We start from the raw sequence: 26,123 nt of genomic DNA, 5'->3' as shown, positions 1-26,123 counted from the left end.
CGGTCGGTTCGAGTTATCCGGTTCGAGGTATCCAGCCGCCGTATTCGGCGACGGATCACCTCGATCGCAATACCTCGAACCGTGAGGGGGTGGGGCGGGATCAGCGGAGGGGGCCGGTGGCGGTCTCGGCGGCGGCGACGACGGAGCGGTCCTGCACCGCGTGCCACGCGCCCTCGATGTCCGGCGCCAGGAAGCGGTCGGGCCCGGGCGCGGTGTTCGTCACGGCATCCATCGCCTGGATCACCGCCGCGGACGCGGGACCCGGCTCGACGGGAGCCCGCAGCTGGATGCCCCGCGCGGCGGTGAGCAGCTCGATGGCGAGCACTCGGCTGAGCGCGTCGACCGACCGGCGCAGCTTCCGCGCAGCCGACCAGCCCATCGAGACGTGGTCCTCCTGCATGGCCGAGCTCGGGATGGAGTCGACCGAGGCCGGCGCCGCGAGACGTTTCAGCTCCGACACCATCGCGGCCTGGGTGTACTGGGCGATCATGAAGCCCGAGTCGACGCCAGGGTCGTCGGCGAGGAACGGCGGCAGCCCGTGGTTGCGGGCCTTGTCGAGGAACCGGTCGGTGCGGCGCTCGGCCATCGACGCGACATCGGCGGCGACGATCGCGAGGAAGTCCAGGACGTAGGCGACCGGGGCACCGTGGAAGTTGCCGTTGGACTCGACGCGGCCGTCCTTGGTCACGACCGGGTTGTCGACGGCAGAGGCGAGCTCGGCCGCGGCGACCCGCGCTGCGTGCTCGATGGTGTCGCGGGCGCCGCCGTGCACCTGCGGGGCGCACCGGAGCGAGTAGGCATCCTGGACCCGGGTGTCGTCGTCGGTGTCGTGCGAGGCGCGGATCGGCGAGTTCGCCATGACCGCAAGGATGTTCGCCGCCGATGCTGCCTGGCCCGGATGCGGGCGCAGCTCGTGCAGGTCGGCGCGGAAGACGTTGTCGGTGCCCATCAGCCCCTCGACACTCATGGCGGCCGAGACGTCCGCGACCTTGAGCAGATGCCTCAGGTCGTCGATGGCGAGAATGAGCATGCCCAGCATGCCGTCGGTCCCGTTGATGAGGGCCAGGCCCTCTTTCTCCCGAAGCTCGATCGGCTGTATGCCGTTGGCCACCAACGCTGTTCGCGCATCCGTCAGGTTGCCGTCGCGGTCTCGGACGGGGCCCTCCCCCATCGCGGCGAGGGCGCAGTGCGCGAGGGGTGCCAGGTCGCCCGAGCAGCCGAGCGAGCCGTACTCGTGAACGACCGGGGTGATCCCGGCACTCAGCATCGCGGCATAGGTCCTCGCTGTCTCGAGGCGCACGCCGGTGCGCCCGGTGGCGAGCGTCGACAGGCGCAGCAGCATGAGCGCCCGCACGACCTCGCGCTCGACCTCCGGGCCGGTGCCGGCGGCGTGCGAGCGCACCAGCGACCGCTGGAGCTGGGCTCGCAGGTCGGAGGGGATGTGCCGGGTGGCCAGCGCGCCGAAACCGGTGGAGACGCCGTAGTGCGGCTTCGTGTCGTGGGCGAGCGCCTCGACGACCGACCGGCTGCGGGCGATCTCGGCCTCGGCGTCCGGCGACAGGTCGACGCGGGCGTCGTGCCGGGCCACCGCGATGACGTCCTCGAAGGAGAGCGGGCCGACACCAACGGAGACGGTTGTCGTCGAGGTCCCGGGAAGCGTAGTGCTCATGCGTCTATGGAACCGCCGGAACGGTGGCGATTCACCCCCTGTAGGAGCACAATTGTCTGGGATACGAGACGCTGACGATCGCGGGTCGAGGAGGTGGCGACGACGTCCAACGCACCTGCGGCCGCCAACGCGCTCGACGTGCTGGAGCACCTCTCGCGTCACGCCGAGCCCGTCCCGGCCGCATCCATCGCCCGTGACCTGGGGCTGCCGCGCAGCTCGGTCTACCACCTGCTCAAGGTCCTCGCCGCCCGCGGGTACGTCACCCACTACCCCGAGGAGCGTCGCTTCGGGCTCGGCCCCGCGGCATACGAGCTCGGCTCCGCCTACCAGCGCCAGGCTCCGCTGGCGCGCGTCGCAAGGGCCGCGATGCGCCGCCTCGTCGACCAGTGCGGCCGCAACGCCCACTTCGCGACGCTCGACGGCCGCGACGTAATCTACCTGCTCGAGGAGCGCGCGCCGGGGCAGCCCATGCTCGTCACCGACGTCGGGGTCCGGCTGCCCGGCCACCTGACCGCGAGCGGGCTCGCCATGCTCTCGGCACTGCCCGCGAGCCAGGTGCGCGCGCTGTACCCCGACCGGGCCTCCTTCGTGCAGCGCAACGGCACCGGGCCGCGGTCACTTGCCGAGCTGCGCGGGATACTCACACGGACCCGCGCCGATGGCCATGCCCGCGAGGAGGGCACGGTCACGCCCGACCTCTCCTCGATCGCCGTCCCGGTGCTCGACCGCGCGGGCCGGCCACTGGCCGCCATCGCCGTGACCCTGCGGTCGCCGGACGCGACGCCTGAGCACGTCGCCGACCTCGTGGCGCGGGCTCGCGCGACCGCCGAGGACATCTCCCGCCGGCTCAGCCCGAGCGGGCGCGCGCCCTAGGGTGGGGCCATGCGCGCCATCACGGTCCAGGAGCCAGGAGATGCCGACCAGCTTGTCCTCGAAGAGGTTCCCGACCCGGCGCCCGGCCCGGGCCAGGTGCTTGTCGACGTCGTCGCCGCGGGCGTGAACCGCGCCGACATCATGCAGCGCCAGGGTCACTACGCCCCGCCACCCGGCGCGTCCGAGTACCCCGGCCTCGAGGTGAGCGGACGCATCGCGGCGCTCCGCGAGGATGTCACGGGCTGGCAGGTGGGTGACGAGGTCTGCGCGCTGCTCGACGGCGGCGGCTACGCCGAGCGGGTCGCCGTCCCGGTCGGCCAGCTGCTGCCCGTGCCGCAGGGCGTGACGCTCGAAGACGCAGCCGCACTGCCCGAGGTCACCTCGACGGTGTGGTCCAACGTCTTCCTCGTGGCCAACATCCAGCCGGGACAGTTCCTGCTCGTCCACGGCGGCAGCTCGGGCATCGGGACGATGGCCATCCAGCTCGCCAGGGCTGTGGGTGCCCACGTGGCCGTCACCGCCGGCAGCGCGGAGAAGCTCGAGGCGTGCCGCGCGCTGGGCGCCGAGATCCTCGTCAACTACAAGGAGGAGGACTTCGTCCAGAAGGTCCGCGAGGAGACCGGCGGCCACGGCGCAGACGTCGTCCTGGACAACATGGGCGCGAAGTACCTCGGCCGCAACGTCGAGGTCCTCGCCACCAACGGCCGGCTCGTGACGATCGGCCTGCAGGGCGGCCGCAAGGCGGAGCTCGACATGGGCATGTTGATGGCCAAGCGGGGCGCCGTGATCGCCACGACCCTGCGCGCCCGCCCGGCCACGGAGAAGGCGGCGATCGTCGCGGCCGTGCGCGAGCACGTCTGGCCGCTCGTCGAGTCCGGTGAGGTGCGGCCGGTCGTCCACTCGCGGCACCCCCTCGGGCGGGCGGCCGACGCCCATCGCGAGATGGAGGCCTCCGGCCACATCGGGAAGATCCTGCTGACCACCTGACCTGTCCGACTCGTCCGGTGACGCCGCGCCGACAGCGGCGTACCGTCGACAGATGGACCACTTCGGCAGGAAGCGGCCCCCGACCCGCGGGAGGTTTCTGAGGTGTTCATCCAGGTAATCCAGGGCACGTGCAACGACGTCGACGCGATGCACCGGCAGATGGACCGGTGGCGTGACGAGCTCGAGCCGGGCGCCATCGGCTGGCTCGGCGGGACGTACGGCGTGACGGACGACAACGAGTTCATGGGGATCGTGCGGTTCGACTCGCGTGAGTCGGCAGAACACAACTCGATGCGTCCCGAGCAGGGCCGGTGGTGGGAGGAGACGGCCCGTCTCTTCGACGGCGAGGCGACCTTCCACGACTGCGACGACGTGTCGATGATGCTCGACGGCGGCTCCGACTCCGCCGGCTTCGTCCAGGTCATCCAGGGCCGCCTGAGCGACCCCGAGAAGTTCCGGATGATGATGGACCAGCCGATGGACATGCTTCACACGGCGCGGCCGGACATCATCGGCGGCACCATCGCGATCGACAAGGACGGCTTCTTCACCCAGACCATCGCGTTCACGACCGAGGCCGAGGCGCGCGAGGGCGAGATGAAGGAGATGCCCGCCGAGATGATGGACCAGATGTCCGACATGAACTCGGCCATGAGCGACGTCTCGTACCACGACCTGCACCACCCGTGGTTCGCCACGGCCGGCATGCGCTGAGCACACTGGACGCGAGGGGCTTGCGCTCCCCCAGAGATACTCGGTATACATCGTCTGAGCAGGTTATATACCGAGTATCCAGGGGGTCGCTCATGTCCGTGAAGCAGGGGCTGCTCGCGCTGCTCGCCGAGGAGCCGATGTATGGCGCGCGGCTGCGCAGCGAGTTCGAGACCCGCACCGGCGGGACCTGGCCGCTCAACGTCGGGCAGGTCTACACGACCCTCGCGCGCCTCGAGCGCGACGGTCTGGTCGAGCCCGCCGCGCCGAAGTCCGAGGCCGCCGACGACGAGGGCCGCATCGTCTACCGCCTGACCGACCAGGGCCGCGCTGCCACCGCCTCCTGGTGGCTCACCCCGGTCGACCGGGACAGCACCCCGCGCGACGAGCTCGTCATCAAGCTCGCGCTCGCGGTCTCCTCGCCGGGTGTCGACGTACCGCGGGTCGTCCAGACCCAGCGCACGGCGACCCTGAAGCACCTTCGCGACCTCACGCGGCTCAAGAGCCGTGCGGAGGACTCGTCGGACGAGGGCGTCGCACCGCGCGACGTCGCCTGGCTCCTCGTCCTGGAGAACCTGCTCTTCGCGGCCGAGGCGGAGGTCCGCTGGCTCGACCACGTCGAGTCCACCCTCGCGCGCCACGGCTCACTACACGGCCACTTCGGTATGCCGGCCGGCGAGGTCACCGAGGTCGACGACCTTCGCGACGTGGCCCGTTCGCCGAGCGGTGCCGGTGCCGGCTCTCGACGGGGGGACCGGTCGTGACCGCGGCGCCCACCGCCCGCCCCGCCCTCGTGCTCGACGACGTGACTCGTGTCCACGGCGCCGGAGAGACCGAGGTCGTCGCCCTGAGCCACGCGTCGCTGGCGGTGTCGCAAGGCGAGCTGGTCGCCGTCATGGGCCCATCCGGCTCCGGCAAGTCGACGCTGCTCAACCTCGCCGGGGGGCTCGACCAGGCCACGTCGGGCACGGTGGAGGTCGACGGCATACGGCTCGACTCCCTTGATGCCAAAGGACTTGCCGCGCTCAGGAGGCGGTCCGTCGGCTTTGTGTTCCAGGACCTCAACCTCATCCCCAGCCTCACGGCCGCCGAGAACATCGGGCTCCCGCTGGAGCTCGACGGGTGGTCCGTGCGGCGCGCCCGAGGTCAGGCGCTCGACGCCCTCGACCAGCTGCGGCTGCGTGATCTCGCCGACCGGTACCCCGACCAGATGTCCGGCGGCCAGCAGCAGCGGGTCGCGATCGCCCGCGCCCTCGTCGGCGAGCGGCGGCTGGTGCTGGCCGACGAGCCGACCGGCGCGCTCGACTCGCACACGGGTGACGGCGTGCTGCGGCTGCTCCGGCATCGTTGCGATGCCGGGGCGGCCGGCCTGCTCGTCACGCACGAGGCGCGCCACGCCGCGTGGGCCGACCGGGTCGTGTTCCTGCGCGACGGGGTGGTCGTCGACTCGACCGGATCGCCAGACTCGGCGGAGTCGCTTCTCTCCGAGGCACATTGACATGCCCGACGTGACAGGGGATGCGTCGGCCATGGATCCGCCACCACACGACGAGCGGACGCAGCGACCCGTGACAGGGGCGGGCCGCTTCGACCGGTGGCGGGCCGGGTGGCGGGTGTCGCTTCGCATGGCGCGCCGTGAGGTGCGGCGACACCGGGGCCGCAGCCTGCTCATCGTCGTCATGGTGGGCCTGCCGGTGCTGCTTCTCACGGCGGGCAGCACACTGTGGTTCAGCGAGGACCTCGATGCGGCTGAGCGACTCCCACTCCAGCTGGGCCAGGCCCAGGGGTATCTCGTCGACCCCCAGCCCCTGCAGCTCCGCCAGCTCACCGACCCGAGGACGAGCTATGCGGACGGCAGCCAGCAGCCGCCACCCGCCCGGCCGGTGCCGGGCTACGCGCCGGGCCGGGAGGGCGCAGCCCTGCAGGCGCTCGTCGGCGGGCACCTGCACGAGGTGACCGTCACCTCCGGCGCCGTGCGCGCGGGACGTCACTGGACGGCATACAGCCTGCTGGGCATCGACCCGCGCTCGGCCCGGTCCCTCTTCTCCCCCAAGGTGTCGCTCACCTCCGGCCGTTGGCCGGCGTCCCCCGACGAGGTCGTCGTGACGAGCCTCGGCGTCGCGGCCGGGCTGCCGCTCAACGGCACCCTCGAGCTGCATGCCACCGACACGCCGGGCCAGCCGTTGCCCCCGAGGTCCGTCACGGTCGTCGGGGTCGGCACCGCCTTCGACACGTGGGGTGCCGATGAGGTGCACCCCGTCGAGCTGGTCGGGCTGCCTGAAACCGGCACGGTCACACGGCAGTGGCTTGTCGACCGGGACACCCCGATCACCTGGAGCGAGGTCCAGCGACTCAACACCTACGGCATCGGCGCCTTCAGCCGATGGGTCGTCGAGCACCCGGACTCCGTGGTGCTTCCGGTCTCGGCCGAGCCGCGGCCGGGCGACGCCGGCAAGCTGTACACCGTCGCCGGAGCGTCCGTCGGGCTCCTGCTGCTCACCTCGCTGCTCGCCGGACCCGCCTTCGCCGTCAGCGCTGCGCGACAGCGCCGCACCCTGGCCCTCGCCGCGTCCAACGGTGCCACCCGCAGTCAGCTCCGTCGCACCGTGCTTGCCCAGGCCCTCGTGCTCGGCGTCCTCTCTGCAGTCGTCGGCGCCGCCCTCGGGCTCGCCGGTGGTCTCGCCGCGGGCCGGATCACCCACCGCCTCAACCCGGCCCACTTCTATGGGCCACCTGACATCTCGTGGAGCTCCGTGCTCATCGTCGTGGCCGCGGGTGTCGTCAGCTCGGTCGTCGCCGCGCTCATCCCGAGCCGCGGCCTGGGTCGGCTCGACATCGTGTCCATCCTGAAGGGCCAGCACGTCTCGCCACCGCTTCGCACCCATGTCCCCGTCATCGGGGCCGTGCTCGTCGCCATCGGCGTCGCCATGATGCTCTTCGCGTCGTACCGGAGCGAGAACCTCTACTTCCTGGTCTTCGTCGGCGGCGGGCTCGTGCTCGTCATCGGCGCGCTCCTGCTGGTGCCGCTGATCCTCGCCATCGGCGCCCGGCTCGCGAACCATCTGCCCCTGCCGCCCCGGATGGCGGCTCGCGAGGCCGGCCGCCTCCGCGGGCGGGCGACCCCGACCGTCGCGGCCATCATGGGCGGAGCGGCAGTGCTGACGACCGTCTGCATCGGCCTGCAGGCGGACACGGAGCGCGGCGCCCACCTCTACCGTCCCCAGGTCGCGGAGGGCCAGGCCGTCATCTACGGCGGCAGCACCAACCCGAGCGGTGCGGACATCGCCTCGGTGGTCCGCTCGGTCGACCCGGGTCTGCACGTGCTCACCCGCCAGCACGCCGGGGACTCCGCATCGGGTGCCGACGTGCGCCTCGCCGCGGTCCGGCCGGGCTGCTCGTTCGACCAGTCCGTTCCGGAGATCGCCTACGCCAACGGCATCACGATCTCCAACGGCACGCTGCCCCCCTGCGCCACTGCGTCGACCGAGGGCTTCATGAACGGGATGGACATCGTGATCGGCGATCTCGACGAGCTCGACGGGTTCCTGGGGCTGGACGCCGACCAGCGATCCGCGCTGGCGGGTGGCGGTGTCGGCCTGCTCGACCCGGACGTCCTTGCGGCCCTCCCGGCGAGCGAGACACACGGCCTGGCGGCCCACGACCTTGCCGACGAGCGGCCGGTGCCGGTCACGGTGACCGGTGGCAGCGCCCGGTTCTACCGCTACCTCGTGAGGCACGATGTGAGCGGAATGCCCGTGGTGCGCTCCGCCGAACGTTCTCAGATCCGTATGGCAGTGGTGCCGTTCACCCGCAACCAGTGGCTGCGGATCACCACCGCGAACGGCGGCAGCCCCGCCGCCCTGCTGACCTCCGACACGGCCAAGCGACTGGGCATGACCACGCGTGACGACGACACCCTCGTGCGGGTCGACGGAGCGATCACCGACCGCCAGCAGGCGGCCCTCACCGATGCAGTGCTGACCCGCTTCCCGCAGTCGAGCGTCACGGTCGAGCGCGGCTACGAGCGCGACGACGCACTCATCGTCGGAGCCATGATCGGCGTCATCGCTCTCGTGATCCTCGTCGCGACGCTCATCGCCACGGCCCTCGGCCAGGCCGAGTCGGCCCCGCTGCTGGGCACGCTCGCCGGCGTCGGAGCGACGCGGCGCACCAGGCGCGCGATGGCCGCATCACAAGCGGTCTACCTCTCGCTGGTGGGTGCGGTGGTCGGCGTGGCGCTCGGCCTCGCACCGGGCATCGCGATCTCGCGGATCCTCACGGCCACCTACACCGACAACGGCATGGAGCTCAGCACGGTGATCATCAGCATCCCGTGGGTGCAGGTGCTCCTGCCGCTCGTCGCGGTGCCCGTCGTGGCCGGGACCCTTGCCTGGGTGTCGATCCGGCGTGCCCCGGTGGTGACCCGCCGCACCACTTGATAGTTGGGCCGCGCGGTTGGGGGTGAGCGTGAGGCAGGATGGAAACATGAGCGACGACGCGATTCAGCACGGCCAGGGCTTCGAAGGCACCACACCGGACGACCCGCGCATCGTCGTGGTCACACCGGACGGGATGGGCGTCGCCACGGCCCCCAACGGCCAGTCGCCCGACCGGCCGGCGAACGACGGCCCCGAGCGGCAGCGCACCAACCCGGCCGACCTCGTCGAGGAGCCGGCGAAGGTGATGCGCATCGGGTCGATGATCAAGCAGCTGCTCGAGGAGGTGCGCAACTCCCCGCTCGACGAGGCGGGCCGGCGCCGCCTCGCCGACATCCACCACCGCTCGATCGAGGAGCTCAAGGACGGCCTCGCCCCGGAGCTGGTCGAGGAGCTCGACCGGATCGCCCTGCCGTTCCGCGACGAGGAGCCGAGCGACGCCGAGCTCCGCATCGCGCAGGCCCAGCTCGTCGGCTGGCTCGAGGGGCTGTTCCACGGCATCCAGACCGCGCTCGTGGCCCAGCAGATGGCCGCGCAGCAGCAGCTGGCCCAGATGCGCGCCCTGCCGCCGGGGCCCGGGGCCTCCTACGGCATCCCGCCGGGCCACCAGCCAGGACCGGACCAGCGGCGCGAGGGCGGCCCGACCGGCCAGTACCTCTGAGGGTGTGGAGGGAGCTGGTCGCCAGAGCGACGAGAACCCTCCACGACCCAGCAGGCGCTGGATCGGGTCACAGCCAGCTCGACCGCTCGCGCTCGGTGGGCACGCACGACGGGTCCCACTGGCTGAACGGCGAGGCCAGCTTGTACTTGTAGTCGGGCTGCCGAAGCAGCACCACCGGCTGGGCGTTCTCAGGGTTCTCCAGCGACTCGAAGTACTCCACGCTCCAGTGGAACCAGCGCATGCAGAAGAGCCGCATCGTCAGGCCGTGCGTGACGATGACGACGTTGCGGGGCGCCGTCGGCGTGACGAAGTTGCGGAACATCGACTCGAGGAACGTCGACACCCGGTCGTAGACGTCGGATCCCGACTCCCCGTCGGTGAAGCGGTAGTAGAAGTGGCCGTAGCGGTCGCGCAGCTCGCGCTGCTGGGCGATGTCCTTCGCGTCCTGGAAGTTGGCCCAGTCCTGTTCGCGCAGGCGCGGCTCGAGCCGCACGTCGTATGCCGCCACGGGCAGTCCCAGCGCCTCCAGCGTCTGCCGGGTGCGGTGGTAGGGCGAGACATAGACCTCGCACGACTCGGTGCCGAGCAGTCCGCGGATCTTCTCCCCGGTGCGGCGGGCCTGCTCGAAACCCTTGGGTGTCAGACCGATCCGGTGGTCTGGCACCCGCTCGTAGATGGTGTCGTCGACGTTCCCTTCGGACTCCCCATGACGCACGAGGATGATCCGCTCCGGGCGGTGCTCGAGACTCACCGGGCCAGACTACGGCCGGCGGGCTATCGCCGCGGGCCCGGCGGAACCCGACGACTGGGGCCTGGACGCCCTCGAGCCGCCCAGGGGGCGACGATCAGCAACAGCACCATGAAGCCGACCACGAAGCTCGCGACGAGGATCGTGACCCCGGCCCGGTCGCCGAGGAGGCGCTGCCCGAAAAGGAGGAGGACGGCATACACGGCTGCGAGGGTGGCGACGATGCCCCTCCGATGAGCTGACCCCATGGCTCCTCCTTCTGCTGTCCAATCGGAGCATGCGCGGGTGAACTTCGAGTGCAGTCGAGGTGTCGTCTCGGCAAGTGGTCGGGGGTCTTTGCTGCATGCGGCTGAGTAGGTAACGATTTCCACCCGCGGCGGCCCCGACGGTCCTCGCGAACCTCACGTCGCCGACCCCGACAGGCTTGCCGCCCTAGGGTGGGGGACGATGCGTCTTGCGATGGACCACCCCCTGATGGACAAGGCCCGGACGGTCGCTGCGAGCACCTGGATGCGGCGCGGCAGGCACGTCGTGGCCTGGCTCGCCATGCTCGCGGTCTGCTACCTCGGCGGCGTCGCAGCGACCAACCTCGCACCGACCGTCGTCGAGACGTCCCAGTACCGCGCCGTGCTCCGCCTCGACCCGATCCCCCGGCATACGCCCGACCTGCACGCCCCGACGATCATCGGCGACGTCGACGTGCAGTTCGACTCACCGCTCGTCGCGCCCGGCATCGACATCGAGGTCGCCGTGCGCGAGGAGATCATGAACCTCTTCACGCGCAAGAACGTCGACGTCCGGGCGCTGCAGCCCTCGAACGACGAGATCTCGGCGGCGATCATGCAGGCCGCGAGCGGCGTCGGGATCCGGTTCGCCGGCGGGGCCGCCGTCGCGGCACTCGCTCTCGCCACGGCCTCCCACTACGTCCGGCAGCGCCAGACCCGCCGGCACCATGTCGCCGTCGTGGTCAGTGCCATGGTCACCGCGTGTGCCGTGACCTTCGTCGGCATCGCCACGACGTACCAGCCCAGCCGCTTCGCGGCCTACAGCACGACCGGCGTCCTCGGTGTCGTCCAGCGCAACGCCGGCCTGCTCGCCAACGTCGAGGCACGCGCCGCCCAGGTCACGCCCTACTTCCGCAACCTGCTCGCCGTGACCCAGGCGCTCCAGCAGAAGTACGTCCAGGGCAACGTCGAGGAGCCGGTCTCGGCGCGGCTGCTGCTCGTCTCCGACATCCACGGTGCGAACCAGTACGCCCTGATGCGCTCGATCATCGAGGAGGAGCAGATCGACGCGGTCGTCGACAGCGGAGACCTGCTCAACTTCGGCCAGGTGCAGGAGGCCGAGGTGGCCGGGATGTTCCGCGGGATCGAGTCTCTCGGCGTGCCCTACATCTTCACCTCCGGCAACCACGACCAGTCGGCCCCGCACGACCGTGCGCTGCTCACCCGCCTGGCGCGGATCAAGAACGTCGTCCTCCTGCAGGACGGCGCAGGCACCCTTCGCGAGCTGACCTTCCACGGCCTGCGGATCACTGGCTTCAACGACCCGCGCTACTTCGGTGACGACAACCAGGACCCCGTCGCCAAGGAGAAGCCCGCCGTCGATGCGTACAACGCGACCCTGGCCGACCAGCCGGAGCCCGACATCGTCATCACGCACGAGCCGTATGCCGCCCGGTACGTCGACGCCGGACGCCTCCTGATCAACGGGCACATGCACTCGCCGGCCTTGGACGGCAACCGGATCCAGGTTGGGACGTTCACCGGCGGCGGAGTCGTGTCGCATTACGTGGCGGGTCCGGGCGAGGAGCTGAACGGGCAGCCGTACTCCTTCGACATCCTGTCGTTCGGCCCGGCGTGCGAGCTGACGACGCTGACTCGCTACAGCTTCCGCAACCTGCTCGAGGGCCGCCCGGCCTACGACAGCGTGCAGGTGATCAGCGGCGCCCGCATCGACCCGTACCGACCACCGGAGACCAGGGAGCAGCCCGGGCAGCCGGCACCGACGGACAAGCGGACCTGCGGGAGGATCGATGAGACGACGATCCGCGACCTGCCGCCGCCAGGTGACCCGGCGCAGCCCGGGAGCACGTCCACCGGAACGACCCCCGCGACGCCGACGCCGGCGCCCACCACCTCGACGATCAGGCCCTGAGCTCGGGGAACTGGTCGTCGCGCCACTCCAGCGCAGGCTGCTCCGCGTGCGTGGCCTCCAGGTCGTTCTCGCGCCCGCGCAGCTCGACGCGGCGGATCTTGCCGGAGATCGTCTTCGGCAGCTCGTAGAACTCGATCCGGCGGACCCGCTGCCACGGCGCGAGCTTCTCGCGGGCATGGGCCAGGATCGACAGGGCGACCTCGGGCCCGGGCTCGTGGCCGGGGGCGAGCGCGATGTAGGCCTTGGGCACGGCGAGCCGGACCGGGTCGGGCGCCGGCACGACCGCAGCCTCGGCGACGGCAGGGTGCTCGATGAGGACCGACTCCAGCTCGAACGGGCTGATCTTGTAGTCGCTGGCCTTGAACACGTCGTCAGTGCGGCCGATGTACGTGATGTAGCCGTCGGCGTCGACCGACGCGACGTCGCCCGTGTGGTAGAAACCCCCGGCCATGGCCTCGGCGTTGCGCTTCTCGTCGCCCTGGTAGCCGGTCATGAGCGGGACCGGTTTTGCCGACAGGTCGAGGCAGATCTCGCCCTCGCGGTGGCCCGTGGCGTCCGGCTCGGTGACGAGCGTGTTCGTGACCGGGTCGACCACGACGACCGGGCAGCCGGGCAGCGGCCGCCCCATCGACCCCGGCTTGAGCAGGGAGCCCGGGGTGTTGCCGACGGCGGCGGTCATCTCGGTCTGGCCGTACCCGTCGCGGATCGTCAGGCCCCACGCCTTCTCGACCTGGGCGATGACCTCCGGGTTGAGCGGCTCGCCGGCCCCGATGACCTCGCGGAGCGACCCGGGGCCGCCGGACAGGTCGGACTTGATGAGCATGCGCCAGACCGTCGGCGGCGCGCAGATCGAGGTCACCTCGTGGGTGCGCAGCACGCGCAGCAGCGCCGCGGCGTCGAACCGCGCGTAGTTGTAGATGAAGATCGTCGCCTCGGCGATCCACGGTGCGAAGAAGCACGACCAGGCGTGCTTGGCCCAGCCGGGGCTCGAGATGTTGAGGTGCACGTCACCCGGCTTGAGGCCGATCCAGTACATCGTCGACAGGTGCCCCACCGGGTAGGACCGCTGGGTGTGCTCGACGAGCTTGGGACGGCTCGTCGTGCCGGAGGTGAAGTAGAGGAGCATGCGGTCGTCGGGGGCGGTGCCGGGATGCGGAGCCGGGCCGGTCTCGACGTCGTTCGACGCGGCATACGGCTCCCAGCCGGTGACGTCCTCGCCGTCGGCGGACCCGACGACGACGCGCACGTAGTCCCCCGGCACCTCGGTGAACTTGTGCACCTCGCGCGCGTTGGTGATGACCGCGCGGGCGCCCCCACGCTCCATGCGGTCGACGAGGTCGCCAGGACCGACGGCCGTGGTGGTGGGCATGAGGACGGCGCCGAGCTTGATGACGCCGAGCATCGCCTCCCAGAGCTCGACCTGGTTGCCGAGCATGAGGATCACCGAGTCGCCGCGGCCGACGCCGAGCGACCCGAGCCAGGCGGCGACCTGGTCGCTGCGTCGGGCCATCTCGTCGAACGTCACCGATCGCGCCGACTCGTCCTCCTCGACGATCGTCAGGCAGGCCTGGTCATTGCCCCGACCGACCGCGTCGAACCAGTCGACGGCCCAGTTCCAGCGGTCGCCGACGTCGGGGAAGCGGAACTCCGCGACGGCTCGTTCGTGGTCACCGCGCAGGGCGAGCAGCTGGTCGCGGGCCGCCCGGAAGGTGTCGGTGGTGGTCGTCGGGGAGCTCGTCGTCGAAGCCATGATCAGACTGTAGGACGTCCTAGCAACAGGCGGGAGTGCCCGTGACGACAGCCACACCCGTCACCGGGAGGTCGTTCAGGCCGCGCGGGCCGCGCGGTCACTCCTCGGCGAGCTCCGGCCGGTCCCGCTTGCCCTTGGGCATCGCCCGGGTGTCGTCGGTCGTGTCGTAGTCATTGCCGTCGTCAGTGCCGTTGTCATTGCCGAAGTCGTCGCCGGACCCGCCACGGCCGTAGGACCGTCGGCGCAGGTCATCCTGGTCGATGAGCCGGTTGATCAGCTGCTGCACCTCGTTGCTGCGCGGGATGTAGCTGAGGTTCTCGTCCGGGCTGTCGCCGGCGGACTCGATGTGCAGCGACCCCGCGCCGATGATGCGGTCCAGGAGCGTCTGCTGGAAGCTCACGTCGGTGATCTTCGACAGCGTGATGTCCTTGCCGTTCTTGGTCAGGATGCCGCGGCGCACCATGACCCGGTGCGTCGTGATGACGTAGTGGGTGGTCCGCCACCGCAGGTACGGCACGACGACGAGCGGGATCGCGACGAGGACGAGCAGGATGACGGCGATGAGCTGGATCCGGTTGCCCGTGCTGTCGTTGGGCGTGGCCCACACGGCGACCACGCACAGGGCCGCGAGCACGAGTCCGAACAGGGTCGGGATGACGACGGTGAGCCAGTGCGGATGAAGGCTGCGCTCGACGCGCTCGCCCTTGGCCAGCACGTTCTCCGGGAACCCCACGATGTCCTCCTGTCCGGGTCGATCGCGGCGTTCCACCCCGCACGCGGTCGTATGCCGTCAGCCTAGGCCCCGGCATGCCCCGCGGAAACGCATCACGGCCGTGTCCTGCCCAGGTCGCTTCACCCGCGCCGGATGAGGTCTCCCGGACGACCGCGGGAGGACGCTGCAGGGGTCGGCTCGCCCGACCCCTGCCCACCAACCGACCCTCACCGGGAGGAACACATGGCAACCCTGACCGTCTGGAAGTTCGACTCGGCTGAGGGTGCCGACCAGGCCGTGGAGACCCTCCGCGATCTCGTCAGCCAAGAGCTCATCACGCTGCACGACGCCGCCACGGTGTCCTGGCCCTCGGACAAGAAGAAGCCGAAGACGCGCCAGCTGAACAACCTTGCCGGCAAGGGCGCCCTCGGTGGGTCCTTCTGGGGGCTGCTCTTCGGGCTGCTCTTCTTCGTGCCCCTGCTCGGCGTAGCGATCGGTGCCGCGACCGGCGCGCTGGCCGGTGCGCTCAGCGACGTCGGCATCGACGACTCCTTCATCGACAACGTCCGCAAGGAGGTCACGCCCGGCACGTCGGCGCTGTTCGCGCTGACCTCCGACGCGGTGCTCGACAAGGTCCTGCCGGCCTTCGAAGGGCTCCGCCCCACCCTGATCCAGTCCAACCTCTCCGGGGACGACGAGGCGAAGCTGCTCGCGACGTTCGGCGAGGACTGAGGCCGCCCCCGCGGCGCCCATGCCGTCGCAACCGGAACCATCCACCCAGGTGCCGCCGGGCGCCCCTGTGCAGGCCGGCGGGCAGCTGCTGCCGCGTGGGCTCGTCGTCATCGTCGGCCTGGCGGCGGGGCTCGTCTTCGTGCTCGGGCTGCACCGGATCTCCGGCCTGGTGGCGCCGGCGTTCCTCGCTCTCGTGCTCACGGTCGCGGCGAGCCCGATCCGCACGCTCCTGGTCGACCGCGGCGCCCCGCGCTGGCTCGGCGCGACCGCCGCGATCGTCGTCGTGACCGTCGGCCTGATCGTGTTCGTCGTGCTCCTCGTCGTGTCGGTGGCGCGGTTCGCCGAGCTCATACCGACGTATGCCGCCACGTTCGACGACCTCGTCGCGCAGGTCACGTCGTGGCTGGCGGGGCTGGGTGTCCAGGCACCCGAGAGTGGCGCGATGCTGTCGTCCGTCGACCTGAACGGCCTCAACGCGTGGCTCGCCGGGCTGCTCGGTGGCGTGGTGTCCGCGCTGACGAGCCTGGTCTTCGTCCTGGCCCTGGTGCTGTTCACCTGCATGGACGCGAGCCGGTTCACGGCCTCCCTCGAGCGCCTCCGGGCCGAGCGTCCGGCCTTCGTCGAGGCGATGGACAGCTTCACCCACCTGACCCGGCGCTACCTCATCGTGTCGTCGGTCTTCGGCTTCGTCGTCGCGGTCATCGACACCCTGATGCTGTGGGCCCTCGGCGTGCCGGCGCCGCTCCTCTGGGGGCTCCTGGCGTTCATCACCAACTACATCCCCAACATCGGCTTCGTCATCGGCCTCATCCCGCCGGCCGTGCTGGCGCTGCTCGAAGGCGGCTGGGAGCTGTGTCTCACCGTGATCGTGGCCTACAGCGTCGTCAACCTCGTCATCCAGTCGGTCATCCAGCCTCGGCTCGTCGGCGACGCGGTCGGGCTGTCGGCGACCGTGACGTTCCTTTCGCTCGTCGTCTGGGCGGCGATCATCGGTCCCCTCGGTGCGATCCTCGCGGTCCCCCTCACGCTGTTCGCCAAGGCGCTGCTCGTCGACGTCGACCCCCGCACCCGGTGGGTCGGGGCGCTGCTCGGCGACCGCCGGCTGGAATGAGCGATTCAGGCCGCGGGCCCGTGCCCGCCGTCCTACTGTCCGGTCATCAGCCTTCGACCACAAAGGAGTGCGTCGTGAAGAGCAGGCCCGTCATCCCCACCCCACAGTCAACGACCCGCCACCTGACCCGCCGCCGGCTCGTCGGCGCCGGGCTGGCCATCCTCACCGGAACCGGCGCGGCTCTCGCGGCCGCCACACCCGCCGTGGCGGCGGCCGCCAGCTATGTCGCCCTGGGCGACTCGTACTCCTCCGGCACGGGCACCCGCACCTACATCAACGACGGCACGTCCTGCCAGCGGTCGGTCTACGCCTACCCGTCGCTCGACGCGGCCTCCCTCGGTCTGGCCCTGACCTTCCGCGCCTGCTCGGGCGCGACCGTCGCCGACGTCACGAACACCCAGCTGTCCGCGCTGACGAGTGCGACGGCATACGTGACGATCTCGGTGGGCGGCAACGACGCCGGCTTCGCCAGCGTGCTCACCGAGTGCGCAAAGCCGGGATGGCTGAGCAACTGCAACGGGGCCATCGACACGGCGCAGAACATCATCAACAACACGCTGCCCGGGCGCCTTTCGACGCTGTACACGTCGATCCGGAGCAAGGCGCCGAACGCGAAGGTGATCGTCGTCGGGTACCCGCGGATCTTCAACGGCCAGGACTGCAACCTGCTGACGTGGTTCTCGCCGGCGGAGGAGACACGGCTGAACGCGACGGCAGACCTGCTCAACTCACGGACCGCCACCGCCGCTGCGGCCAAGGGCTTCACCTTCGTCAACCCGACCTCGAAGTTCGTCGGGCACGCGGTGTGCGACTCCGTCGAGTGGATCAACGGCCTGTCCAACCCGGTCGGGGAGAGCTACCACCCCAACGTCGCCGGGCACCGCGACGGCTATGCCGTCGTCACCAAGCCGGCCTTCGGCATCGCCGCCGTGGCCGCGGCGGCCGCCACCTACTCTGCGAGCGCGATCACGAAGGATGCAGCCCGGTTTGCAGCGGCCGACCGGCTCATCGCGCCGAAGGAGTTCGTGCTGCCTGACCTGACGACGCCGCAGGCCAAGGCGGCAGCCGCCAAGGCAGGCGTCGACCTCAGGAGCCGGGCCAGCATCGACGCCGCGGACCGCGCCGCCAACGCGAAGCAGGACGCGGCCTGGGCTGCGACGCACCATTGACGCATGCGGTTTGACGACGTCATCGTCGGCGGCGGTCACAACGGGCTGACCGCCGCCGCGTACCTCGCGCGGGCGGGGCGCCGCGTCCTGGTCCTCGAGAGGTCGGGGCGGGTCGGCGGCGCAGCGGTGTCCACCCGGCCGTTCGACGGCGTCGACGCCCGCCTGTCGCGCTACTCGTATCTCGTGTCGCTGCTGCCGCGGCAGATCGTCACGGACCTCGGCCTCGACGTTCGGCTCGTGCGTCGACGGTTCTCGTCGTACACCCCGGTCCCAGGGCGGCCCGAGCGTGGTGTGCTCGTCGACAGCGCCGATGACGCCGCGACGCGCGCGCGGTTCGGCGCCCTCACCGGTGGCGACGCGGCATATGCCGGGTGGACGGACTTCTACGCGCGCATGGGCCGGCTCGCCGAGCGGGTCTTCCCGACCACGCTCGAGCCGCTGCGATCCCGCGAGCACGTCCGCGCGCTCGTGGGCGACGACGACCTCTTCGACGCCCTGACGACCAGACCGGCGGGTGACCTGGTCCGCGCCGTCACGACGGATGACACCCTGCGCGGCATCATCGCCACGGACGCGCTGATCGGGACGTTCGCCTCGCTCGACGACCCAGGCCTGCGACAGAACATCTGCCTTCTCTACATGCTCTTCGGCGGCGGGACAGGCGACTGGGACGTGCCGGTCGGCGGGATGGGCGCAGTGACGGACTCGCTTGCGGCAGCGGCCGTCTCAGCGGGAGCGACGGTCGTGACCAATGCCGAGGTCTGCTCGCTCGACCCGTCGACAGGTGAGGTCGCGTGGACCGACTCCGGGGCGCCGGACGGTCGGACATCTGCGGGCCGGACTTCGGCCACGACGCACACCGCGCGGGCGTCCGCCATCGTCGCGGGGTGCGCCCCGGAGGTGCTCAACCGGCTGCTCGCGGCGAGCGGCGCACCGCCGGTGCCGACCGAGCCGGACGTCGAGGGCTCGCAGCTGAAGGTCAACCTGCTGCTCAGCCGGCTGCCGCGCCTGCATGACGAGTCGGTCGACCCGCGTGCCGCGTTCGCCGGCACCTTTCATGTCAACGAGGGCCTTGCCCAGCTGGAGCGGGCGTATGCCGCCGCCCGCGCCGGTCGCATCCCCGACCGTCCGCCATGCGAGCTCTACTGCCACACCCTGAGCGACCGCTCGATCCTCGGGCCGGGGCTCGCTGCGACCGACGTGCAGACCCTGACGGTCTTCGCGCTGCACCTTCCCATCCGTCTCTTCAGGGTCGACAACGACGGCGCGACGAAGCAGGCCCTGGAGGCGACCATCCGGTCGATCGACTCCGTGCTCGCCGAGCCTCTTGAGCCCCTGCTCGTGCACGACGCCGCCGGGAACCCGTGCATCGAGGCTCGGAGCCCGGTCGACCTCGAGCACGCGCTCGGGCTGCCCGGCGGTCACATCTTCCACCGGTCACTGCAGTGGCCCTGGGCCGAGCGGCCCGGCGAGGTGGGCTCGTGGGGCGTCGAGACGGCATACGGGAACGTCGTCCTCGCGAGCGCTGGCGCCCGCCGTGGCGGGGGTGTGAGCGGCATCCCGGGTCACAACGCAGCCCGGGCGGTCCTCGACCGGTGAGCCCGCGTGACCCAGCGGCTCGTCAGGCGGGCCAGATGCCCGATGACCCGCGACGGTGGCTTGCCATGAGATGCGCGTCGATGATGCCCACGGCCTCCATGAGCGCATACATGGTCGTCGGGCCGACGAACGCAAAACCCTTCTTGCGCAAGGCTTTCGACAGGGCCTTCGACTCCTCTGAAACGGTCGGCAGCTCGGAATAGTCATTGGGACGAGGGGTGTCGGCCGGCTTGAAGCCCCACACGAGGTCGACGAGCCCGCCCTCCTCGCGCAGCGCGACCGTCGCGCGGGCGTTGGCGATCGCGGCCCGGATCTTCGCGCGGTTGCGGACGATGCCCGCGTCACCCATGAGCCGCTCGACGTCGGCGTCGGTGAACCCGGCCACGACGTCGGGGTCGAAGTCGGCGAAGGCCGCCCGGAACGCCGGCCTCTTGCGCAGGATCGTGGCCCACGACAGGCCCGACTGGAACCCCTCGAGGCAGATCCGCTCGTACATCCCGTGCTCGTCCCGGACCGGCATCCCCCACTCGGTGTCGTAGTACTCCATCAGCAGTGGATCCACCGACGCCCAGGTGGGTCTAGCCAGCCCGTCCGCTCCGACAACCGTCATGCCGGTGACCCTAAGGCACCGCCATGACAGCCGAAGCCGTCGCCCAGCTCACTGCTGGAAGACCGCGTCGCCGTCCTTCTGCAGCTGCTGCAGCATCGCCTTCGGGTCCGCATCGGGCAGGCCGGCCAGCTTCGTGTCGAACGTGTCGAGCGCCGTCTCCATGCCGGCGACCGTCACCGGCGGCGTCGCGTAGGTCACCCCGGCGACGAACGCCTTGTCGGACGGGAACTGCCCTACGAAGGCCTGCTGGGCCGACCGGAGCGGCGGCATGAAACCGAGCCCGCCGGCGAGCTGCATCGACGGGTTGGTCGTCGACAGGAACTTCACGAGGTCGACGGCGGCGGGCTGGTTCTTGCTCGCCGCGGCGATGCCGTAGCAGTCCGCGAAGGCGAGGGTGCCCTTCGACGCCGGGCCGGCGGGCAGCTCGACCGCGATGAACTTCGTGTTGGGGTAGCTGTTCTTGAGCACCGACTTGATCGTGTTGTCCTCGATCGTCATCGCGGCCTTGCCCATGCCGTACGCCTCGGCGCTCGTCGTCGCACCCAGTGCCTTCGGGTATGCCGTGCTGCCGCCCTTGAGCAGCTTCTGCACCTCGGTGACGCCGGTGAGGTTCGTCGCGGTGTCGGCCGTCATCCGGGTCTGGTCGGCGTTGACGATCCAGCCTCCGGCCTGGCGCATGAAGGCGCCGACGCGGTCGATGGTGTCGCCGACGACGAGGCCCTTGACGCCGTTGGCCGTGAGCTTCTGGGCGATGGTCTCGAGCTGGGCCCATGTCGTCGGCACCTGGGTCGTCGTCAGGCCGGCTGCGCTCCACAGGTCCGGGTTGATGACGAGGGCGAGGGTCGTGAAGCCCGTCGGCGCGCAGTAGAACTTGCCGCCGTTGGTGAAGGTCTGCACCAGCTGCGGGTAGAAGTCGCTCGTCATGTCGAGCTGGTCGCCGTACGCGAAGAGGTTGCCGTCCTTGGCGTAGGTGGCGAAGTTCCCCGCGTCGGTGAAGAACAGGTCCGGAGGCGTGCCCGCCTTGAAGGCATCGGTCAGCTCCTTGCCGATGTCGCTCGCCGCCGCGGCCACCTCGACCTTGTTGCCGGTCTGGTCCTCCCACGGCTTGACGACGTTCTGGATGAGGGTGACGTCGGCCGGGCTGCCCGACGGGACCATGAACTTGATCGTCGCGCCACCGCCTCCCCCCGTGCCGCCTGCGCTCGGCGAGCCGCCCGTGGTGTTGCTGGGCGTGTCGCTCGAGCTGCATGCGGCCAGGGCGAGCATGCCGGCCAAGCCTGCTGCGGCGACTGCGGTGGTGTGCCTGAACATCCGTGACATCGGTGGCTCCCTCGGTCCCTGTCGTGAGTCCGTCGATCGATGCGGTCATCCACGATCGAACGTAGCCTGGCACCAGGGGTGGACGGTTCACCCCAAAATGACGAAAGCGTTGCCGCCTCGGTACCCGCGTGCCGTTGTCTCCTAGGATCGATGGGGTGATGCCGGCCCTCATCCTCGTGTCCGAGACCCGCACCGACCAGCTGGCCGACGAGTTCGGCCGCTACCGGCGCGACTACGACATCCGCACGGCGACGTCTGCGGCCGAGGCCAAGACCGTGGCCAAGCAGGTCGTCGCCGACGGCGGCCAGGTCGCGATGTTCGTGTCCGAGTCACGGCTGCCCGACGCCAATGTGCTCGAGGCGTTCCACTGGTGGCGCGCGACTGTGCCGACCGCACGGCGCCTCATCGCCGCCCACTGGTCGATGTTCCGGGAGGACGCCGAGGGCCTGAGGTCCGGCCTCGCAAAGGGCAAGTACGACGCATACCTGCTCATGCCCCGCGGCGTGCGCGACGAGGAGTTCCACACGGCGGTGTGCGAGCTGCTGTCCGACTGGGGCTCGACCGTGGCGGAGCCCGAGGTCGTGACGGTGCGCATCGTGTCACCCGTCCAGGACGCACTGACCCTGAGCATCCGCGACTACCTCGACCGCATGGGGATGCCCAACCGGGCGTACGCACCCGACAGCGAGGAGGGGCGGCTCGTGCTCTCGCACGTCGACGGCGAGCCTGTCTTCCCGATCGTGCAGGCCATGGACAAGACCATCGGCACCGCGACGAGCGTGCACGACGTCGCCGTGCGCATCTACGGGCGTCCGGCCGACATCGACGTCGACCAGGTCGTCGACCTCGCGATCGTCGGGGCCGGGCCGGCGGGCCTGGCCGCGGCGGTGTACGCCTCGTCCGAGGGTCTGTCGACGATCGTGCTCGAGGCCGAGGCCATCGGCGGGCAGGCCGGCACGTCGTCCATGATCCGCAACTACCTCGGCTTCCCGCGCGGCATCTCCGGGATGCGCCTGTCGCAGCGCGCCCGCAACCAGGCGATCCGCTTCGGCACCCGGTTCTTCACCGGCTGGCCCGTGACGTCGTTCGTCCCGGGCGAGCCCGAGGAGGACGGCACGAGCACACCGCACGTCCTGTGCACCGAGGGCGGCGACGTCCGGGCCCGCGCGGTCGTCGTGTCGGCCGGCGTCAAGTACCGCCGCCTCGACGCGCCCGGCATCGAGCCTCTCATCGGGCTCGGCGTCAACTACGGCAGCGCGATGACCGCCGCCCGCGAGATGGAGGGCTACGACGTCATCGTCGTCGGCGGTGGAAACTCGGCCGGTCAGGCCGCGATCCATCTGGCGAGGTTCGCCCGGTCGGTGACGATCCTCGTGCGTCGCGAGTCGCTCGAGGAGACGATGTCGCAGTACCTCGTCGGCGAGATCCACTACAACCCGAGGATCACCGTGCAGCCGTGCTCCGAGGTGGTCGAGGGCGGGCCTGGCGACGACGGCCGGCTCGGGTGGGTCAGGGTCCGCAACACTGCCGACGGGACGGTGCGACGCCGCGAGTGCCGCGGGCTGTTCCTGCTCATCGGGGCCGCGCCCTACTGCGAGTGGCTGCCGGACGCACTCGCCCGCGACGAGCGCGGGTTCGTCCTGACCGGCCGCGACGTGCCGCAGGACAAGTGGCGCAACGGCCTGCCGCCCGAGAGCCTCGAGACGACCGTGCCCGGCGTCTTCGCGGCCGGCGACATCCGGTCGGGGTCCATGAAGCGTGTGGCGGCCGCGAGCGGTGAGGGCGCGTCCGTCGTGCCGCTCGTGCACGCGTGGCTGTCTCCGGGCAGCTGACCCCGCCCGCTCGGCGTTGGCTCGCTCAGAGCCGGATCAGCTCACCGTTGTTGAACGAGTAGCGCACGGCGACGGTCGTGGCTGCGGGCAGGTTGGCCGGGTGGGCGGCAGGCACCCCGTGGTGGTGCGGCTTGGCTGTGCCCACGAACTCAAGTCCTCTGGCGATGCCGGCGGCGTGGGCCTGTGCGGCCCCGAGTCCGGCCGTGCCGACGAACGCGACGACCACGGCAGCGCCGGCGGCGCCGAGCCCGCGACGCAGGGCCGTGCGGACGGTCGGACGGGGGTCTGCAGGGCGGGGTGTGGTGTCCATGTGACGAGCCTCGGGGCCGGCGCTGTGGCGTGTCTGTGACAAACCACTGAAGTTCCGATGGAGCCCGGTTCCCTTGGGCCCCAAGCAGTTCGGCGCTCAGTCGAGCGTCGACTCCATCTCACGAGCCACGACGTATGCCGCCGGGTCGTCTTCCGCTCGCAGCCCCGCGACCGCCCCGGTGCGGTCGGCCTCGGAGCGGTTCTGGCCGAGCTTGGCCTTGCCCTCGACCTGCTCGACGACCAGCTCGACGCCGACGATCGCGCGGAGCCTGGTGCGGATGAACTTCTCGGGTGCGTCGGTGACCGACCACGCCGGGTCGCGATGCGTCTCGTGCCGCTCGGTCAGCCGGGTGACGATGTCGAGGACCCAGTCGGGGTCGTCGTGCACGGCGACGGGGCCGGACAGGTGCACCTCGGAGTAGTTCCAGGTCGGGACGACGCGGCCGTGCTCGGCCTTGGTGGCATACCAGCTCGGCGAGATGTAGGCGTCGGCGCCGGAGACGACCACGAGTCCCGGCCCACCGTCGGCGATCCGCCTCCAGTGGTCGTTGCTCCGCGCGAAGTGGCCGAGCACCCGCGCGCCGTCGCCGGACTCGTCGACGATGATCGGCAGCAGCGTGGCGTCGGGCCGACCGTCGGGGCCCACCGTGACCAGGTGCGCCGCCGGGTGGGCGGCGAGGAAGGACCGCACCTCGTCGTCATCCATCGCGTTGAACGCAGGCACGTACATCCCCCGATCCTCGCATCCCCATCCGTTCACCCACGTCCCACATCCCACGTCCCACGTCCCACGTCGAGCGGCCACCCGGCTGCCCTCGGCGCGCAACACACCCGGAAGTCGTCACCTCGACAGGGTTGCAACCATGTCGGGCATCCGGTTACCGGGTGTGTTGCGGCGGGCTGTGCGGGGTCAGGAGTGGCGGTGGGCGGCGCGCGGCGCGGCGGACCAGGGGCGCGGAGCCCCGGCGTGCGCCCCGGCGAGACCCAGACGGGACGCGGCGTGCGGCTGGGCGCCGTGCGGCATCCGGCCCTCGCCCTCGGGCTGCGCCGGGGGATCCAGCCGCTCGGCGAGCGAGCGGAGCAGCAGCGCCGCACGGATGTGCCGCCGGGTCGTGCGCGGAGCGTGGTGCTTCGCGGCCACCCGCTGGACGATGATCTGACGGGCCAGCGCCTCGTGGGGCGTGAGGGCCACGCCTCCTGTCGGGGTGCTCATGCCAGGCTCACCTGCGCTCGCTTGACGCGGATGTCGCCGCTGCCGGACTGGACACTCAGGCTCGCCTGCGACTCGGAGTCCCCGGGGCCATCGGTCGACTCGAGGGCGACGTCGACGTCGCCCGTGACAGTGTTGAGGTCGAGGAAGGTGGCGACCCCGTTGGCCACGCCGACGTTGACGTCACCGGTGCCGGTCTTCGCCTTGATCTGCCCGCCGTGGACGGCCGACAGGACGACGTCACCGGTGCCGGTCATCAGGTCGAGGTCGCCGCTGCTCGCGCCGATCCGGAGGTCGCCCGAGCCGGTCTTGCCGCGGACGGAGGCGTCCGAGCGGCGCAGCTCGATGTCGCCGCTGCCGGACACGAGGTCGAGGCGGCCGCCGGCGCTGCCGACGGTGATGTCGCCCGAGCCGGTCCGGACGTTGGCGTCGGCGCTCGTCGACCGCAGTGCGATGTCGCCGGACCCCGACTTCACGTCGGCGGACGCGACCTCGTCGAAGGACAGGTCTCCGGAGCCGGTCGCGGCCCGGACGTCACCGAGCAGGCCGGTGGCCTCGACGTCGCCGGAGCCCGTCTTGACGTCGACGGTGCTGCCGACGGGCAGGTCGACCTCGACGTCGACCGAGCCCTTGCTGCCGAAGCCCCAGAAGCCGTCGCGCACCTTGGGTGACAGGACCACGACGTCGTTGCCGTGTGCCTCGACGGTGAACTTCTCGGCGAGCTCCTCACCGTTGCGGCCGTTCGGGACGAGGCGCACGGAGGTGGAGGTGCGCTCGGTGGCGGTGAGCTTGACGTCGCCGACGAGCAGCTCGACCTTGAGGTTGATGGGACCCGTGGTTTCGAAATGGGTCTCGAGGGTGGTGCTCATGGGTGTCCCCTTCGTTGGGTGCTGCCGGTGGTCGTTGCTGGGAGATGAAGTGGGAGATCCGGGTCGGACGCGCGCTCAGCGCACCCAGCCCTGGACTCGCTTGTTGGAGGAGCGGTTGCGGCCGGGCGCACCCGGGCCGAAGCTGACGCCCGGGCCGAAGCCGGGGCCGACGTTGATGGTGAGACCGGGGTGCGACGTCGCGGCCCGCACGGCGTTGACGATCCACGTGTTGAGCGACTGGCCGCGTCCGGCGGCGAGGTCCTCGGCGCGGGTCTTGAGCGCCTCGGGGATGCGCAGCGTGATCCGCGCCGTCTCGGCACCTTCGTCCTCCGGTGACATCATCGTGGTGTCATCGGCGCCGATCGCCTGGGTGTCGGCCACTGCGGGGCCCTCGCCGACCACGACGAAGACCGGCTCGCGGCCGTGCAGGCGCACCTCGACGGACGTCCCGTCCAGCTCGTTGGTGATCTCGGCGGCCGCGTGCGAGAGGGCGTCCATCAGGGCCAGCCGGGCCGAGGAGTCGAGCGCGTAGCCGAGCCGCTCGGCGGCCTGCTCCAGCTCTGGTCCCATCGCCCTGGCCGCCTGGGCGAGATCCCGACGCAGTGCGTCCACGTGCTCTGTGATGTCCATGCGCATCACTCTGACACCATCATGGTGT

Annotated in this window: 25 protein-coding genes; 13 read left to right on the top strand and 12 right to left on the bottom strand. The window is 70.9% G+C overall.

From position 1 onward, the window contains the following. Nucleotides 1-100 precede the first annotated feature (100 nt). A complete protein-coding gene (hutH, locus tag ACYVLP_RS24345; protein WP_460629867.1) occupies nt 101-1,669 on the bottom strand; it encodes a histidine ammonia-lyase in 1,569 nt (522 codons plus the stop codon). Between the two features lie 93 nt (nt 1,670-1,762). On the opposite strand from hutH, the gene ACYVLP_RS24340 reads away from it, so the two are divergent. The 7 genes from ACYVLP_RS24340 (at nt 1,763) to ACYVLP_RS24310 (ending at nt 9,337) form a co-directional block, all read left to right on the top strand. After that, nucleotides 1,763-2,542 (top strand): IclR family transcriptional regulator, encoded by a 780-nt coding sequence (locus tag ACYVLP_RS24340; protein WP_460629866.1) that lies wholly within the window; start codon nt 1,763-1,765, stop codon nt 2,540-2,542. A gap of 9 nt (nt 2,543-2,551) precedes the next feature. Then, a complete protein-coding gene (locus tag ACYVLP_RS24335) occupies nt 2,552-3,529 on the top strand; it encodes an NAD(P)H-quinone oxidoreductase (RefSeq protein WP_460629865.1) in 978 nt (325 codons plus the stop codon). Nucleotides 3,530-3,631: 102 nt separating this feature from the next. Further along, the gene (locus ACYVLP_RS24330; protein ID WP_460629864.1) at nt 3,632-4,243 is read left to right on the top strand and encodes a hypothetical protein; all 612 of its coding nucleotides are present in this window, start codon (nt 3,632-3,634) and stop codon (nt 4,241-4,243) included. A 92-nt stretch (nt 4,244-4,335) separates the two neighbouring features. Continuing rightward, a complete protein-coding gene (locus ACYVLP_RS24325; protein ID WP_460629863.1) occupies nt 4,336-5,004 on the top strand; it encodes a PadR family transcriptional regulator in 669 nt (222 codons plus the stop codon). Next, entirely contained in the window at nt 5,001-5,738 is a 738-nt protein-coding gene (locus ACYVLP_RS24320) for an ABC transporter ATP-binding protein (RefSeq protein WP_460629862.1), read from the top strand. The genes ACYVLP_RS24325 and ACYVLP_RS24320 overlap by 4 nt, the downstream gene beginning before the upstream one ends. A gap of 1 nt (nt 5,739) precedes the next feature. Beyond that, a complete protein-coding gene (locus ACYVLP_RS24315) occupies nt 5,740-8,679 on the top strand; it encodes an FtsX-like permease family protein (protein ID WP_460629861.1) in 2,940 nt (979 codons plus the stop codon). A 46-nt stretch (nt 8,680-8,725) separates the two neighbouring features. After that, complete coding sequence (locus ACYVLP_RS24310) at nt 8,726-9,337, top strand: bacterial proteasome activator family protein (protein WP_460629860.1); 612 nt, start codon at nt 8,726-8,728, stop codon at nt 9,335-9,337. Between the two features lie 67 nt (nt 9,338-9,404). Here ACYVLP_RS24310 and ACYVLP_RS24305 read toward each other — a convergent pair whose 3' ends face one another. Then, nucleotides 9,405-10,088, bottom strand: a complete 684-nt coding sequence (locus tag ACYVLP_RS24305; RefSeq protein ID WP_460629859.1) for a histidine phosphatase family protein — start codon at nt 10,086-10,088, stop codon at nt 9,405-9,407. A 23-nt stretch (nt 10,089-10,111) separates the two neighbouring features. Then, complete coding sequence (locus ACYVLP_RS24300) at nt 10,112-10,333, bottom strand: hypothetical protein (RefSeq protein WP_452270935.1); 222 nt, start codon at nt 10,331-10,333, stop codon at nt 10,112-10,114. Nucleotides 10,334-10,532: 199 nt separating this feature from the next. Here ACYVLP_RS24300 and ACYVLP_RS24295 point away from each other — a divergent pair, with 199 nt between their 5' ends. Continuing rightward, nucleotides 10,533-12,242 carry a metallophosphoesterase family protein gene (locus tag ACYVLP_RS24295; protein WP_460629858.1) on the top strand — a complete coding sequence of 570 codons (1,710 nt, stop codon included), beginning with the start codon at nt 10,533-10,535 and terminating at the stop codon, nt 12,240-12,242. Here the strand turns inward: ACYVLP_RS24295 and ACYVLP_RS24290 are convergent. Both ACYVLP_RS24290 and ACYVLP_RS24285 read right to left on the bottom strand, forming a co-directional pair. After that, complete coding sequence (locus tag ACYVLP_RS24290) at nt 12,232-13,992, bottom strand: AMP-binding protein (RefSeq protein WP_460629857.1); 1,761 nt, start codon at nt 13,990-13,992, stop codon at nt 12,232-12,234. The genes ACYVLP_RS24295 and ACYVLP_RS24290 overlap by 11 nt on opposite strands. A 97-nt stretch (nt 13,993-14,089) precedes the next feature. Further along, the gene (locus ACYVLP_RS24285) at nt 14,090-14,725 is read right to left on the bottom strand and encodes a PH domain-containing protein (protein WP_460629856.1); all 636 of its coding nucleotides are present in this window, start codon (nt 14,723-14,725) and stop codon (nt 14,090-14,092) included. A 222-nt stretch (nt 14,726-14,947) separates the two neighbouring features. On the opposite strand from ACYVLP_RS24285, the gene ACYVLP_RS24280 reads away from it, so the two are divergent. The 4 genes from ACYVLP_RS24280 to ACYVLP_RS24265 all read left to right on the top strand — a co-directional run bounded on the left by ACYVLP_RS24280 (nt 14,948) and on the right by ACYVLP_RS24265 (nt 19,315). After that, a complete protein-coding gene (locus ACYVLP_RS24280) occupies nt 14,948-15,436 on the top strand; it encodes a DUF1269 domain-containing protein (protein ID WP_460629855.1) in 489 nt (162 codons plus the stop codon). A 19-nt stretch (nt 15,437-15,455) separates the two neighbouring features. Next, a complete protein-coding gene (locus ACYVLP_RS24275) occupies nt 15,456-16,547 on the top strand; it encodes an AI-2E family transporter (protein WP_460629854.1) in 1,092 nt (363 codons plus the stop codon). 74 nt (nt 16,548-16,621) lie between these two features. Further along, on the top strand, nt 16,622-17,716 hold the full coding sequence (locus ACYVLP_RS24270; protein WP_460629853.1) for an SGNH/GDSL hydrolase family protein: 1,095 nt from the start codon (nt 16,622-16,624) through the stop codon (nt 17,714-17,716). A 3-nt stretch (nt 17,717-17,719) separates the two neighbouring features. Next, complete coding sequence (locus ACYVLP_RS24265) at nt 17,720-19,315, top strand: phytoene desaturase family protein (protein ID WP_460629852.1); 1,596 nt, start codon at nt 17,720-17,722, stop codon at nt 19,313-19,315. Nucleotides 19,316-19,337: 22 nt separating this feature from the next. On the opposite strand, the gene ACYVLP_RS24260 is transcribed toward ACYVLP_RS24265, so the two are convergent. Beyond that, entirely contained in the window at nt 19,338-19,925 is a 588-nt protein-coding gene (locus ACYVLP_RS24260; RefSeq protein ID WP_460629851.1) for a DNA-3-methyladenine glycosylase I, read from the bottom strand. Between the two features lie 48 nt (nt 19,926-19,973). Continuing rightward, nucleotides 19,974-21,245, bottom strand: coding sequence for a type 2 periplasmic-binding domain-containing protein (locus tag ACYVLP_RS24255; RefSeq protein WP_460629850.1), 1,272 nt, complete (start codon nt 21,243-21,245; stop codon nt 19,974-19,976). Between the two features lie 158 nt (nt 21,246-21,403). Here ACYVLP_RS24255 and ACYVLP_RS24250 point away from each other — a divergent pair, with 158 nt between their 5' ends. Further along, entirely contained in the window at nt 21,404-23,077 is a 1,674-nt protein-coding gene (locus ACYVLP_RS24250) for an NAD(P)/FAD-dependent oxidoreductase (protein ID WP_460630032.1), read from the top strand. Between the two features lie 25 nt (nt 23,078-23,102). Here the strand turns inward: ACYVLP_RS24250 and ACYVLP_RS24245 are convergent, their stop codons facing one another. From ACYVLP_RS24245 to ACYVLP_RS24225, 5 genes are all read right to left on the bottom strand, one after another. Next, complete coding sequence (locus ACYVLP_RS24245) at nt 23,103-23,387, bottom strand: hypothetical protein (RefSeq protein ID WP_460629849.1); 285 nt, start codon at nt 23,385-23,387, stop codon at nt 23,103-23,105. 96 nt (nt 23,388-23,483) lie between these two features. Continuing rightward, nucleotides 23,484-24,116 (bottom strand): FMN-binding negative transcriptional regulator, encoded by a 633-nt coding sequence (locus tag ACYVLP_RS24240; protein WP_460629848.1) that lies wholly within the window; start codon nt 24,114-24,116, stop codon nt 23,484-23,486. Nucleotides 24,117-24,296: 180 nt separating this feature from the next. After that, nucleotides 24,297-24,599 (bottom strand): hypothetical protein, encoded by a 303-nt coding sequence (locus tag ACYVLP_RS24235; RefSeq protein ID WP_460629847.1) that lies wholly within the window; start codon nt 24,597-24,599, stop codon nt 24,297-24,299. After that, nucleotides 24,596-25,465: a DUF4097 family beta strand repeat-containing protein gene (locus tag ACYVLP_RS24230; RefSeq protein WP_460629846.1), complete on the bottom strand. Its 870-nt coding sequence runs from the start codon at nt 25,463-25,465 to the stop codon at nt 24,596-24,598. The genes ACYVLP_RS24235 and ACYVLP_RS24230 overlap by 4 nt, the downstream gene beginning before the upstream one ends. A 75-nt stretch (nt 25,466-25,540) precedes the next feature. Further along, nucleotides 25,541-26,095, bottom strand: coding sequence for a toxin-antitoxin system HicB family antitoxin (locus tag ACYVLP_RS24225; RefSeq protein ID WP_460629845.1), 555 nt, complete (start codon nt 26,093-26,095; stop codon nt 25,541-25,543). Between the last annotated feature and the right edge of the window lie 28 nt (nt 26,096-26,123).

This window comes from Intrasporangium mesophilum (genome assembly GCF_054783095.1).
Note: the sequence above shows the minus strand (reverse complement) of the source record. Positions and strands in the feature narration are given on the sequence as shown.

Excerpts from the sequence above, each read along its gene's own strand:
- ACYVLP_RS24325 (WP_460629863.1), top strand. The coding sequence starts at position 4,336 with ATGTCCGTGAAGCAGGGGCTGCTCGCGCTGCTCGCCGAGGAGCCGATG.
- ACYVLP_RS24230 (WP_460629846.1), bottom strand. The coding sequence starts at position 25,465 with ATGAGCACCACCCTCGAGACCCATTTCGAAACCACGGGTCCCATCAAC.
- ACYVLP_RS24225 (WP_460629845.1), bottom strand. The coding sequence starts at position 26,095 with ATGGACATCACAGAGCACGTGGACGCACTGCGTCGGGATCTCGCCCAG.
- ACYVLP_RS24250 (WP_460630032.1), top strand. The coding sequence starts at position 21,404 with ATGCCGGCCCTCATCCTCGTGTCCGAGACCCGCACCGACCAGCTGGCC.
- ACYVLP_RS24260 (WP_460629851.1), bottom strand. The coding sequence starts at position 19,925 with ATGACGGTTGTCGGAGCGGACGGGCTGGCTAGACCCACCTGGGCGTCG.
- ACYVLP_RS24335 (WP_460629865.1), top strand. The coding sequence starts at position 2,552 with ATGCGCGCCATCACGGTCCAGGAGCCAGGAGATGCCGACCAGCTTGTC.
- ACYVLP_RS24310 (WP_460629860.1), top strand. The coding sequence starts at position 8,726 with ATGAGCGACGACGCGATTCAGCACGGCCAGGGCTTCGAAGGCACCACA.
- ACYVLP_RS24255 (WP_460629850.1), bottom strand. The coding sequence starts at position 21,245 with ATGTCACGGATGTTCAGGCACACCACCGCAGTCGCCGCAGCAGGCTTG.
- ACYVLP_RS24245 (WP_460629849.1), bottom strand. The coding sequence starts at position 23,387 with ATGGACACCACACCCCGCCCTGCAGACCCCCGTCCGACCGTCCGCACG.
- ACYVLP_RS24315 (WP_460629861.1), top strand. The coding sequence starts at position 5,740 with ATGCCCGACGTGACAGGGGATGCGTCGGCCATGGATCCGCCACCACAC.
- ACYVLP_RS24295 (WP_460629858.1), top strand. The coding sequence starts at position 10,533 with ATGCGTCTTGCGATGGACCACCCCCTGATGGACAAGGCCCGGACGGTC.
- hutH (WP_460629867.1), bottom strand. The coding sequence starts at position 1,669 with ATGAGCACTACGCTTCCCGGGACCTCGACGACAACCGTCTCCGTTGGT.
- ACYVLP_RS24280 (WP_460629855.1), top strand. The coding sequence starts at position 14,948 with ATGGCAACCCTGACCGTCTGGAAGTTCGACTCGGCTGAGGGTGCCGAC.
- ACYVLP_RS24235 (WP_460629847.1), bottom strand. The coding sequence starts at position 24,599 with ATGAGCACCCCGACAGGAGGCGTGGCCCTCACGCCCCACGAGGCGCTG.
- ACYVLP_RS24265 (WP_460629852.1), top strand. The coding sequence starts at position 17,720 with ATGCGGTTTGACGACGTCATCGTCGGCGGCGGTCACAACGGGCTGACC.
- ACYVLP_RS24275 (WP_460629854.1), top strand. The coding sequence starts at position 15,456 with ATGCCGTCGCAACCGGAACCATCCACCCAGGTGCCGCCGGGCGCCCCT.
- ACYVLP_RS24290 (WP_460629857.1), bottom strand. The coding sequence starts at position 13,992 with ATGGCTTCGACGACGAGCTCCCCGACGACCACCACCGACACCTTCCGG.
- ACYVLP_RS24240 (WP_460629848.1), bottom strand. The coding sequence starts at position 24,116 with ATGTACGTGCCTGCGTTCAACGCGATGGATGACGACGAGGTGCGGTCC.
- ACYVLP_RS24300 (WP_452270935.1), bottom strand. The coding sequence starts at position 10,333 with ATGGGGTCAGCTCATCGGAGGGGCATCGTCGCCACCCTCGCAGCCGTG.